Source organism: Anoxynatronum sibiricum, from assembly GCF_039414295.1.
GTDB lineage: Bacteria > Bacillota > Clostridia > Peptostreptococcales > Tindalliaceae > Anoxynatronum > Anoxynatronum sibiricum.
In genome coordinates, this window is the sequence record NZ_JBCITM010000020.1 from 1 (window position 1) to 12,273 (window position 12,273).

The window sequence follows — 12,273 nt, forward strand, 5'->3', positions numbered from 1 at the left end:
TTACTGCATAATTCATACCTGCGTGGTTTTGATGATATTTTTTGACTCGGCCTTTATACTTCCCTTCCTTTTTGGCCAGCTCAATCCCTTCACTTTGACGCATGCGAATAAGATCCCGTTCTAATTGATTAACACCAGCCATCACCGTAATTAAGAACTGGCTATAGGGATTATCTTCTGATAAATCTAGCCAAGTATCCTTGAGTGATTTTAAGCCGGCCTTTTTACTTCGTATGACATCAATCAGTTCAAATAAATCCTTCGTACTTCGAGTGATCCTAGTTAAGTCTGTTACATAGACAAGGTCACCTTCTTCTAAAGCCCCTAACACTTTTTGAAGTTGCTCTCGATCCTTTGTCGCACCAGAAACTTTCTCTTCAAAAATAATATCCATTCCGACTTCGTTTAATTGCTGATATTGTCTTGAAGGATTTTGGCTGGTGGAACTAACTCTGATATAACCAATTTTTCGCAAAATATCACCTCGCATTTTGAGACAAGTCTTGTGATACACTCTCAACCCTGATTATATCAGACTACGGCAACCGTATCAATAGAGTGTAGTCTATTGATACGGTTGTGAACAAACAAAACCATCTCTTGAGGGAGTGCATCCAAAAATAAATTGACAGATGCTTTTACAAAGCTTATAATGTAACTAAATAGTAGTTGCAAATCAAAGGAGCTGCACAATGAGCAAAGAAGAAAAGTTGATTCAAAAACTTCTTTCAAACCCTACGCCAGTTACTTTTACCTATCAAGATCTCGTGAGGCTAATGTCATATTTTGGCTATCATCTCAATGAAAAACATGCAGGGTCTCGCATCCGGTTTTGGCATAATGAAACGAAAGCAGTCTTTAGCATGCATAAACCCCACCCCGGGAATGAATTAAAAAAATATCAAGTTCTGGAAGTTATCCGTTTTTTAAGAAAGCAAGGTGATATAAATGAGTAGCCGAAATGTCAGTTTAGATAAGACCATCAAATACAGTGATTATATCGGAACAGTCGAATACAGTGCTGAAGATGAGGTTCTTTATGGCGTGATATTAGGAATAAACGACAGCATTACTTACGAAGGAAGGTCTGTGGAGGAGTTAAAAGCAGCTTTCCAGGAAGCGGTTGACGATTACCTGGATTTTTGCAAAGAAATCGGTAAAAATCCTCAGCGAACATACAAAGGCAGCTTCAATGTGCGCATTAAACCAGAAATACATCAAAGAGTAGCTTTAGAGGCGGCAAAAAAAGGCATATCGCTAAATCAGTTTGTGGAACAGGCCATTATGGACACATTAAAAACTTCCTAATGGCAACCATTATTTTGAATAAAATCAAGTTATTCCAAGTATTGGAACGTTTTTTGGCAGTCAATTACCCGTGAGTTCAGTGATGGGTAGTTGACTGCTTTTTATATTCTCGTCTTCACTGACGCAATCTTCTATGGGCGCATTAAGACCTTCCATGATTCGTTGACGCATATTGGGAATAGCACACAGGCAAAGAGTTTCCATTAAGCCGTTGTAGTCTTCTTGGATGACCAGTCGTTCTTCTCGTATCTCATCCTTAGTCGCACCATTGTTTGGGATGATCCCCGTCAGTTGGGAGACTAGACTTTTTGCATTGCTATCAGGTGCGGTTAGCATGGCTACCGGCACCCCGTTGATGGTAATGGTGATGTTTTCTTTGCGAGCAAGGGAGAGATACTTCTCCAGGTTTTTTTCTAACTCTTCTTTGGTCACTGTTAGCATCAGCAAAACCTCCTTGTAGGCTGCATTGCGCTACAACCCTAACATTTTTTTGACTTCATCGTGAACAAAGGCTTCGGAGTTATTATTTTTAACATCTTCTTCGTGTTGCCGGATCAACTCCATATCCAGCTCGTCTTCCATTTTTTCTTCCAGCGTTTTTTTAAGAAGCGTTGGCAAGGAAACCCCCTGTAGTTTTGCATATTCGCCAAAAGCTTGGTGTTCTTCTTTATTTAATCTTACGGTAACTGTGCTCAAGCAAACCCCTCCTTTTTATTAATTGCAACACATTGTAGCACTTTTTGAAAAAGGCTTCCCAATAGGGGGGGCGCAGAATTTGGATAAAATTGCATGATAAGGACGAGAGTGGTCTCAATTTGATTATTGCTGCTATCGTATTCTGGAACACTGTTTATCTAAAAAGGGCTACTCTGGCTTTACACGGAAAGAATAACCATCTGGACCACAATAAGATACAGTTTCTTTCGCCGCTGGACTGGGAACACATTAATCTCTCTGGCAATTATGTCTGGCAGAAAAGACTCAATGATTCAGTAACGAAAACGGTCAATTAACGTGCGATTTTATCCGAATCCTGCCTCCACCCCTAAATAAAGAAGGCGGATTATACTTTGCAAAAATATATGGCCTCTTATGAAGTGAAAAAATCATCAAGGTCTTGGTCCGATTTTATAATTTTCTTATCATCCACCTTGCAGCGTTCTGCAAGTGCAATGCTGTTTTCACCTCTCATATCAGAAGAAAGTTTTTGATCAAAAGAGCTTTCCAGCGCTGCATGAAAAAGAAGGTAATCTTCATAGACTTGTTTCATGTACATTTCAAGAAGTTTTGATAGCTCCAAATCAAGTTCATTCATGCGCTGCCTGTATTCCAGAAGTAACTTGCGTTCCCCAGGAGTCAACACATCATCAAGTGTTCCAAGAAAAGCCTTAAGGGCTGCTAAGACCTGTTCACCATAACGGATACGCAATTCTTTAAAAACAAGGATCATGAACCTTGCCCAGGCAACCAGGTTTAATCGAAGGAAAAACACAACAGCATTTCCACCAGAGCGAATGGCAGCGTCTGCTCCATCCATTAAACACAAAGCTCCATGTCCGACTAAAAGCATCATTCTCAAATCAGCATGTTTTTCAGAGGGAAAACACTCACTCCATGGACGTTTATGGTAAAATCGCTGCTTAATAACCCATAAAGTACGAATAATCAACTCATTAACGAGAACAGGGATTGCCATTGCTGCCCCAAATCGAGCATCATAACCGTTTTGAAACACTTGGGTCATTACCTTCGCCAACGTCTGGCGGTGTTGGCCAACTTGAAACTCACCAAAATCACATAGCTGAAAAAGAGGCATGAAAGGAACCGGCACACCAGACCCTCGACCAGTCAACACTGAGCCACGGCCACCAGAACTGCCTGCCAAGTCCGACATAATATGCCCGATCCAGTTACAGAACCCACAAAAAATTTTTGCCGGAAAGCTTCCACCATGCAATCGAAGGTTAGGCCCTTCACTGTCAATCCGAATCAATTGCCCGTCACTCAAAAAACTGGCCTTCCCTTGAAATTGGTCAAGAATGGAAAAAAATAGTCCGATAATATCCGGCGAATGGGCCAAGGACTTATAATGATGATTTTTAGTGCCCATTTTAAAAGCGCCACCCACGTCAACAGTGTGTCGATGATCGTAGTTAACGGGAAACTCTTTTTCCAAAAAACCGATCGCACTGGCAACACTGTCCTCATTACCTTCCCGAGGGCTCCAACCCTTCAACTTTGCAAATTGCTTAACCAATCCGTCAGCCTGAGCATCAGTAATCGAGCCAAGCGAACTGGCGCCTGGCATACCGACAAAAAAGATATCTATCAGTCCAGCAGCCACCCCGCTGAACCCTGCAATAAAATAATCATATCGGTCACATTTTGCGTTTACCCATTCCGGATTAGCGGCCACAACAACACTCTTTTCTTATAAAAAATCAATATTGTCAATATACAGAGGAATATAACTGGAGTTATGCGGGTTCACAATTAACTCTTAATCCACTTTTTCAACCAGTTTGGCAGATAGCGACATAGTAGCGTTTAACAACACCTTCATATCGTCTTTTTGTTCCTGGGATAAATCGAGGAAGTTAGTAGCATCGTTTAAACAAGAAGGGATTGGTTGGATCTTAGCCTGCAACTCCCGCACCTCTTTCACTAACACAGTTACCTTTGCACAGATACGGGACACAGCAGTTAACTCTTTCTTTAGTTCAACAGTCGCCGCTTCTGCTTCTGCTGCAATCTTTTTATTTTTTGAATTCATAAGGAGACCTCCGCCGATAAGTGCGGCACCCCCAATAGACCAGCCAACAGGGCCAGACAAAGCTAAAAGCGCTTTTCCGGCAACAATGCCGCCACCCCCAGCTTTAAGCGCTCCACCTCCGAGCCATGCAAGGGCAGCCTTCGACGCAGCACCGCCCGAAAGAGCAGAAATAGCTGTACCGGTGGAGGCTGTACCAAAAGTAGTTGCAAACGCCATGGCTGCTGATGGACCAAGGGCGGCCACTCCGGCTCCGCCAACAATACCTGCACCAGCAACACCTCCTGCAATTTTCGAATCTTGTTCAGCTTTTTTTTCAAGCTCAACGACACTTACTTCAAATTCTTTGCGCAGTACAGCTACATCCGCTACAATTTTATCAAACTCTTTCGGCGTATTAGCCAGCCGATTCACAAGATCTTCAACAGATTTTATCCCTGTCACAGCTTTAGTACGTTCTTCGTGCAACTTAAGCGATCGGTTAATTGTTTCCTTATACTTCTCCATGTACTTTTCTTCCGAAATCCTAAGATCCTCCAATGCTTCTTTTTTCAATTTTGAATTAAACATATAAAATCCCTCCACTAATAATTTTGCGGTGCCATAAAGAGGTCTTGCCGACAAAAATAAGTGATGTTCTACCCCATGCTGTTCAGGGGACAACTCAGTCTTCCTGCAAGCTATTCATCATTTCCTCAATGCGATTCCGCCTTCTTTTTGTTTCTTCCTCATCAATCTCAATGGTAATGACATCCCCTTCTTCTGCCAGGTTCGGCAGAAGAACTTTGGGCATGTTGATCAACACCCCTTCTTCCAGCTCCACCACCGCATAATTGTCTTCAAATCGATCAATGATCACCTTCATCAGTATCACGTCCTTTGCTTAGTTACGGTTTGCACCGCTGACACGGCCGCTGTCCTGCCTCCATGGCTTCATCTCGGGTGTCAAAGTAAATTCGGTTGTGTTCTGCCGGCAGGGAGCTGCAGTCCGCCGTATGAAAAATACCCGAGTTCTTGTTGCCAATATAGCCCCGTCCATCACTTGATCCGGCGGCAGCTGAAGATTCTTCTTTGGCTGCCTCTGCTTCTGCTGTCCGTTCTTCTACAAAGCTGGTCACCGGCATAGTATCAAACTGCCAAGCTTCTCCATCACTGACAGCAATGATGGTGCCCTGTTCATCTGTACGGAATACCTGGATGCCCCTGCCTTGGAGTCGCTGAAGCACCTCCTGGTGTGGATGGCCGTATGAGTTGTCACGGCCACAGGAGATAATCCCGTAGCTGGGAGATACCGCATCAAGGAAAGCCGGGACGGAAGAGCTGCTGCTGCCATGGTGGCCAACTCTTAATAGGTTGGCCGCCAGATCCATCCCGCTTCTCACCATTTCCATTTCCGCTGTTTCTTCTGCATCCCCTGTGATCACTAAAGCATTTTCACCATGGGTGAGTCTAAGGCTGGCAGAGTAATCATTGAGGTTATTATAAGAATCACCGTGGGGACCGATGAGCATGATTCCCACCTCAGGATCGATTTCCAGGGGGAGTCCAGCTTTGGCATATGTAATCTTCAGGCCCTTCTCCTGGATGGCCAACAGAAGGTTTTCGAAGGCCCGGGTGGTATGGGTGACTTTGGGCATCAGGACTTTGCCCACTTCAAACGAGCGAATGATTTGTGGAAGGCCACCGATATGATCTGCATGGGGATGGGTGGCCACAATGACATCGATATGACTGATTCCCAGGGCTGTCAAATATTGGACCAGATGATTCCCTTGAGAGGGTTCCCCCGCGTCAACCAAAAGGGTTCTCCCTGCAGGGGTGATAATCAGGGTGGCGTCACCCTGATCCACATCAATGAAATGAACGGTTAGCTCTCCTTCTACTGAGGGGGCGGAGACAATTTCTGTGGCGAGTACACTGGAGTTTTCCTGTTCCAATGATTCATTGGCTTCTGAGATAGCCGGCTCTTCTGTGATTGACTCTGCATAACTAATGTGCTTGTTATCCGAGGCTGGTTCTGATGAACATCCTGTGAGAAGAATGAAGAAGATCAGCAGTACATATAAGCAGCGCCACTTCTGGGACTTTTTTGAGATGTTATACAAGTCGTTCAGCTCCTTTAGGTTTACCAAGGATGGTAATGATTTAGATGTTGCCTGATGCTTCCCGGGGCCAGCCCACGAGGTATTCTGGCAGGATTTCTTAACAGAAAGGCCCTACAGGCCATACAGCGACAGTATGAAAGCAGCTGCAATGGTAAACGCTGCCACTGCGGCTGTGATCCCTACGCCTTTTACCACTGAAAAAGGACCTTTGCAGTGATAGTATAGACTCAGCGCTCCCTGGACCATGAGCGCCCATGCAATGGTGACATAGGTGTTGCTGGTCCAAAATCTCGCAATTATGGATATGTGAGCCATAACGATGGCAGTACCCCATACCATCCCCGAGGCAGCATGGAGCATGTAGTAGTTTTTCTTCTGATTCAGTAATTCAGTCATGACTTTCATATGGAACCCCTTGTCATTAATTAGTACTGATTAGCGCAACACGAATATGACCACTCCAATTACAGCAGTACAAGCAACTCCTAGAATGATAAGTTTCTTTGAAAAATCCTCAATGGATTTTTGAATCATGAACATTCCATTTTCCAATTGATCTTCATGTTTCTTTGATGTCATCTCCAATTTCTCATCAAGGCTCTTGCTAATGTCTCTCAGCTGTACTTCCAAGTCTGATCGAAGCCTTTCAATTTTTGAATCAACTAAGACTTCGTATTCACGGTACTGCTTTCGATAGTCGCGAGCCAGCTCATCGTATTTTTTATCGATCTCATTGAAATAACTTTTCAGATTTTCTCCCAGCACTGCACTATGCTTGCTGTTTTCGTCCATTAATTTTTTAGTGCTTTCTTCAAATGATTTTTGATGGACACTTACAGATTCATGAACGGAAGCGGTAAAGGCTTTGATGTCTTTCAAAGTAGTTAAGTTTTGTTGATGCGCTTTCTCAATGGCTTCCATATTTTTCTTTTCAGATACCTGCAAATCATTTAGAGATTCTTCCAGTGTTGCCATTTGTTCCAGCAAAACATTAATTGATTTCAATTTGGTAACTTCTGATTCAAGCTCTTGAATGGTATTATCCAACCGATAAGCGTCCATTATATAACTCCTTCCACAAGCTTTTTAATTCGGCCAACGGAATGATCAAGCACGTATTTCTTGCTGTAGGGATCTCTTGATTTATCATAAATTTGCAGCATTTCTTCGGGAAATTCATCAAGCAGTAACTTGCTAAAATGAGAGCGGTTGACTTCATCCATATGAGGAGCAATAAGAAGCGAAGCCCTCAGGATTTCTTTTCGTTCTGATTCTCCAAACTCTCGAATGGATTGAAAAGCATCTTCCAATCGCTGTTTGCCATCATCTTTTTGATATTGTCCTGTAAGCAAGTGAATCACACCACTTACAAAATTCAACCCACTGTTGCTGCGGTAACTTTCCAAAAATCGTCGCAGCGACGGCATGACTTGAGCGATGGCTTCTTTCCCCACAAATTGTTGGTCTTCCTTAAAAAAGATGTCAAACCAGTTTTTAAAATCTCTGGGATTCTCGGCAATATAGTCAAATGCAAAGGCACTGTCACTAAACTTAAAGTAGGCTTCCATGTACTTCTTGAAAGCTTCGGGATCTTCAGCTTTTTCTTGGCACTGCTGATAAACCGTTAAGATGGACTGTCTTCTGTGATAGGCTACATTTTCGTATTGCCAAGTAAGGAGGATTTGTAGCAGTCGATAAAACTCATGTATTTCTTCTTTTCTATAGATGCTTGAGAAATCAGTTTTTTGTGGATCTCTCTGATATGATTCATAGAGGCTAAATTCGGGTTCGTATTTCCTGATATAATTGACAACATTCTCTCTGACGCTTTCAAGGGTGTAATCTTTGAAGGTCACGTGGAGCACTGGCATGCTGTCGTTCCATTTATGAATGGTCCAGTCGTCTACAATACCCATCAGGCTTAGTTTATAAATGGCTTTTTCCAGGTGAGATTTTGTGAGGCCCAAAGGCTTGCCATGAATTAAGACTTCTCCACCTGGTTTTCCATATTGTTTGAAGACAGCTTTTATTTCAGTCATTTCTTCATCAATGTTTTTAACTCCAATGGTCCAGAAATACAACTGTTTAAAACAATCTCGCTGATCAAATCCAACTTCCTGTAAAACTGATTGAATCTGATCATAACGACTCTGCAATCCAAAGATCTGCTCAAAATACTGTTGTCCAGTGGATTCTTCACTGAAAAGAACAAAGCAGTCAGCAGGACTTTTATCTCGCCCTGCTCTTCCAGCTTCCTGATAAAGTGCTTCCAAAGAACCAGGAATACCGTAGTGAATGGTATATCTGATGTTCGGCTTGTCAATTCCCATTCCAAAAGCTTTCGTGGCCACCATTAGAGGAAATCGATTGTTTTTAAATTCTTCCTGAACTACTGCTTTGTAACGATCATAGTCCTGGTCATTATTAAATCCCGTTCCTTTTGGGATTGTTGCTGAATAGAAGCGAACATCAGCGCCAAATTTTTTCTTTAAGTTCATCGATACTTTGTAACAGCCTGCATCACCACTTGCAAAAGGTGTAAATATGAGGCCTGAACTGGTATTTTCCTCCTTCAGCGTGAGGATATCCTTTTCGTCTGAAAGGGTTTTGATTACGCTCGTCAGGTGCTTCCACTTGACATGCTTGGAGGCACCATTATCTTTAACAATATGGAAATTCAACTCAGGCCTTGTAAATGAAGGCAGCGTTTTCACGTCGTCTCTGGAAATGTCAAACTCAATCATGATGTCTTTCAGTACATTAACAGAGGCAGTCGCTGTTAGTGCTAAGATTCTTGCAGAAGGGCAGAACTTGTTAATGGTCTTCGCCAAGTTAAGATAGGCAGTACGGAAATCATGCCCCCATTCGCTCAAGCAATGGACCTCATCAATGATTGCCAGTCCAATCACTCGCTCGTGATTGATCACTTCAAGCTGCTCTCGAAACCCTATTGTTTGAAAGCGTTCGGGGGATATCCAGACAAACTGATATTTACCACTACCGTAATACTTTTGAACTTCGGATTTTTCATCTGCTGATTGATTGCTATTGATGTAATTTGTGTGGTGAATCCCAAATCGATCCAAACTTTCCTTTTGATCCTGCATGAGAGACTTGATGGGTGTTACAACAAAGCTTATGCAGGGTTGCAAAAGACCCACGTATTGATAGATTAAGGATTTTCCACCCCCGGTTGGCAGTAGGCCAATGGTTTGACGTCCCGACAATGAGTTTATGATGGCTGCACGTTGACCCGGAGCAAACTGATCATAGCCAAAGATGTTCTTCAGAATGAAGTGCATGGCCCCAATATCATTATTCTTTCCTTCCATAACAATATCGTAGTTAATGGGATTAGCCACACTGACAAAAAAATAGTTGCGACTATCAAAATAATCTGTTCTCACATAGATCCGGTCTTCTTCACCATCTGCTTCGTTTTCATCGGTCCATCGCTGGAGAAGACTAAAGTCGATATTAATCCAGTTTTCATGGTGCTTGGAAGCGCCCGCTGGGTACTCTTTTATAATGACCTGCGGTTTTACAAAGGGAAGCTTCATCAGTTTAGAAAGCTCTTTGACCCACAATAACAAGTCTTGGACCGCCATATTAGCGTAGCCCTCCACATCTCTGTTGACGATGGCAAACTGCCACTTTTTATCCGAAAGTTTGATATGCCCTTTTTCAAGCAAAGAGAGTAGCAGTATCTGAAACCGCATGACGGCGGTTAATTGCATTTTATTGTGATTTTCATGCTGGGAGTAATACTCTTCCTGGTGACAATAGGCTGTCTGATATTCTCCCAGTATTTCTTCAAACTCCATCAACCGGTTTTTAATGGCCCGCATTTTTTCTTGAAGGCTATGTGTACGCTGTTTGATATCTTTTGCATTAATCCGGATGGTCTTAACTTTATATTTTTCCAGGTATCGAGACCGCTCTTTATCATTCATGTTAATGGATAAGTTCTGTTGGTGCTGAAAGCCGTCTATTTCAATGACTAAATGCGCCTGAGGAAGATAAAAATCAACTTTTTCATCGATAAAGTGCTGATTATCTGCCAGTGTAATCTCTCCAATGGAGACTTCGGGCAGAAGTAATTGTTTGATGAAGCCATATTCCCCTAGATATTCCTCAATAATTTCTTCAAAAAAAATGACAGCCGTCTGGTCATTGCTCTCATCATGCCCCTTGATCGTATCCAACCAGACAGGCTGAACATTAGAAATGAAAAAGCATGGCGAACAGAGCTCTTCGTCATCAGAAAGCTGGCTAAATTGACTATGGAGATACTGGGAGGGCCTTGTAGGCCTTCCACGCATCAGAATGTTTTTCAGCACACAAATCATCGGATAATGAGCAGCATCTTTCATAACTTGCCCTGGAATGTTTTGAATGACAAAGTTATGATTGGCAGGTACATAATTGGCTGTATAGGTCTCATGACTGTGGAAGAAACGTATGGGCATATTCTTGGTTTCTTCGCTGAGATACACATGGCGGGGAATGGTCTTCTGTTGTTTGCTCTTTTTATCAACTTTAGCGTCAGACTCATGACGTTGCTCTTCCATCCGATGATTCTGCGAATCTTTTGATTTCGCCGAGGGCATGAGAAAAAAATGTTCAAAAATGTATCTTTGAGCATTTTCATTAAAATAGTGCACATGGTGGTTTGAACTTGTTAATTTGCTGGTGATCCCAAGGGCTTTGCCTTTTTTTGTCACACTTTGGATAATTCTGTCACCACTGTTTTCTTCTGCGAGCAACCCCTGGTGAACCATCCACTCATTGATAGTCTGAACGTCGTTTTCCAAGTGATACTCCTGTTTCACCCTACTCAACACCTGTTTGAAAGACGATATTGGTAAAGGCACTTTCGAAATATAACCAAGGGGTTCAAAGGGTCGTTTTCCTGGCACCATTGTTTCTTTTACAGTTGCTGCTGCTTTTTTCAATGGTCTATTTTCAAATGAATCGGCGACCTCATCAACACCCCTTAAGCCACCCGTCTGAGAAGGAAGGACTGCTCCAGCTAACGGTATTTCATGTTTTTGCAAGATTCTTTGGGCACCAATACGGTTATACGATTGACTATCAGAAGCTGCCACTGATTTTATCACTTCCAGTTCATCGCCTGACAACTCAAATGCTTCCAATGCTTTCAATGAATACTGCCTGACTTGAGAAGCATCATATGTAAGATTACTCATTAGATAGGGAATCAGCTCTTTCGCGGCAGGGTTGTATTTGGCAGCTATTTTTGAAACAGCCGATGCGGCCAACCGCCGCTCATTTGTCGTTCCCTGGGTTAAATAATCTTTTAAATATCGAAGTGCTTCTGATTGACCTGTTTCTCCCAGTTCATATGGTGTCATTTTGTCATATGATTTCATGATCTGCCCCCACAATCTAATAATGCGAAACAGAAGATGCGATGATGAGCGTATAGTGTCACGTAAAGAGTCTATTTTGTCATTATAAGTATAATTCTACATTGCTTTCCATTCTCCTGCGTAGATGATAGTCATCGGTGAGGTTCATTAAAAAGCCAATCCCAGGCCCTACAGTTGTGACTATTGCTGAAATAAGTCAACCTGCTCCACTTCAACCCATAGCCACCCTTCCAGCACAGCCAGCTTATCACTGACTGTGCCGCTATCGTCCAGGCCAATGCAACATAAGTGTTGATGGTCCAGAAACCAGTAAGGATAGAGATATGGGACATGAGAATGACAGTACCCCATATCAGTCCTGTTGTAGCATGGAGCAAGTAAAAGCTTCTTTTGTGATTCATCATTTCGGCGCATATTTTCATCGGGAGCTCCTTAAATCAGTCTTCTTCTGAGAGTATCTCCAGCATCCTATCAATGATCTCACTGGATAAGTCATCAGGTGATTCAAACTCAAATTTTATACTATTGTTCCCGTAAATGTAGTTGTTACGGATAAACATCCCCAAGCCAAAATGGTATTGAAAAGGATCAGGGTTTTCCTTCATGTGTTTTTTGTCATCATCATTTAACTGACTCAAACAGTCCTGGGCAATATGTTCGATAAAAACTTTTTTTGACAAGAAATGGATGGTCATCG

At 42.5% G+C, this 12,273-nt stretch carries 13 protein-coding genes and 1 pseudogene; 3 read left to right on the top strand and 11 right to left on the bottom strand.

The window, feature by feature from the left end:
* Positions 1 to 475: recombinase family protein (locus AAIG11_RS14650; RefSeq protein WP_343186979.1), on the bottom strand; the 475-nt coding region annotated here is incomplete at its 3' end.
* A 217-nt stretch (positions 476 to 692) separates the two neighbouring features.
* On the opposite strand from AAIG11_RS14650, the gene AAIG11_RS14655 reads away from it, so the two are divergent.
* Positions 693 to 956, top strand: coding sequence for a type II toxin-antitoxin system HicA family toxin (locus AAIG11_RS14655; RefSeq protein ID WP_343186980.1), 264 nt, complete (start codon positions 693 to 695; stop codon positions 954 to 956).
* Positions 949 to 1,308, top strand: coding sequence for a type II toxin-antitoxin system HicB family antitoxin (locus AAIG11_RS14660; RefSeq protein ID WP_343186981.1), 360 nt, complete (start codon positions 949 to 951; stop codon positions 1,306 to 1,308). Before AAIG11_RS14655 ends, AAIG11_RS14660 begins: the two co-directional genes overlap by 8 nt.
* A 60-nt stretch (positions 1,309 to 1,368) precedes the next feature.
* Here the strand turns inward: AAIG11_RS14660 and AAIG11_RS14665 are convergent, their stop codons facing one another.
* Positions 1,369 to 1,749: a hypothetical protein gene (locus AAIG11_RS14665; protein ID WP_343186982.1), complete on the bottom strand. Its 381-nt coding sequence runs from the start codon at positions 1,747 to 1,749 to the stop codon at positions 1,369 to 1,371.
* Positions 1,750 to 1,779: 30 nt separating this feature from the next.
* Positions 1,780 to 2,004: a type II toxin-antitoxin system RelB family antitoxin gene (gene relB, locus AAIG11_RS14670; RefSeq protein ID WP_343186983.1), complete on the bottom strand. Its 225-nt coding sequence runs from the start codon at positions 2,002 to 2,004 to the stop codon at positions 1,780 to 1,782.
* 107 nt (positions 2,005 to 2,111) lie between these two features.
* Here relB and AAIG11_RS14675 point away from each other — a divergent pair.
* Positions 2,112 to 2,321: pseudogene (locus AAIG11_RS14675) on the top strand (Tn3 family transposase); the annotation flags it as partial.
* 77 nt (positions 2,322 to 2,398) lie between these two features.
* Here the strand turns inward: AAIG11_RS14675 and AAIG11_RS14680 are convergent.
* From AAIG11_RS14680 to AAIG11_RS14715, 8 genes are all read right to left on the bottom strand, one after another.
* Complete coding sequence (locus tag AAIG11_RS14680) at positions 2,399 to 3,724, bottom strand: hypothetical protein (RefSeq protein ID WP_343186984.1); 1,326 nt, start codon at positions 3,722 to 3,724, stop codon at positions 2,399 to 2,401.
* 84 nt (positions 3,725 to 3,808) lie between these two features.
* A complete protein-coding gene (locus AAIG11_RS14685; RefSeq protein ID WP_343186985.1) occupies positions 3,809 to 4,741 on the bottom strand; it encodes a hypothetical protein in 933 nt (310 codons plus the stop codon).
* Position 4,742: 1 nt separating this feature from the next.
* Positions 4,743 to 4,943 (bottom strand): DUF3006 domain-containing protein, encoded by a 201-nt coding sequence (locus AAIG11_RS14690; RefSeq protein WP_343187040.1) that lies wholly within the window; start codon positions 4,941 to 4,943, stop codon positions 4,743 to 4,745.
* Positions 4,944 to 4,965: 22 nt separating this feature from the next.
* Positions 4,966 to 6,183: an MBL fold metallo-hydrolase gene (locus tag AAIG11_RS14695; RefSeq protein ID WP_343186986.1), complete on the bottom strand. Its 1,218-nt coding sequence runs from the start codon at positions 6,181 to 6,183 to the stop codon at positions 4,966 to 4,968.
* 111 nt (positions 6,184 to 6,294) lie between these two features.
* A complete protein-coding gene (locus AAIG11_RS14700; protein WP_343186987.1) occupies positions 6,295 to 6,588 on the bottom strand; it encodes a hypothetical protein in 294 nt (97 codons plus the stop codon).
* Positions 6,589 to 6,618: 30 nt separating this feature from the next.
* Entirely contained in the window at positions 6,619 to 7,245 is a 627-nt protein-coding gene (locus AAIG11_RS14705) for a V-type ATP synthase subunit I domain-containing protein (protein ID WP_343186988.1), read from the bottom strand.
* Positions 7,245 to 11,576, bottom strand: coding sequence for a RecQ family ATP-dependent DNA helicase (locus AAIG11_RS14710; RefSeq protein ID WP_343186989.1), 4,332 nt, complete (start codon positions 11,574 to 11,576; stop codon positions 7,245 to 7,247). Before AAIG11_RS14710 ends, AAIG11_RS14705 begins: the two co-directional genes overlap by 1 nt.
* Before the next feature lie 437 nt (positions 11,577 to 12,013).
* The gene (locus AAIG11_RS14715) at positions 12,014 to 12,256 is read right to left on the bottom strand and encodes a DUF6794 domain-containing protein (RefSeq protein ID WP_343186990.1); all 243 of its coding nucleotides are present in this window, start codon (positions 12,254 to 12,256) and stop codon (positions 12,014 to 12,016) included.
* Positions 12,257 to 12,273: the final 17 nt, after the last annotated feature.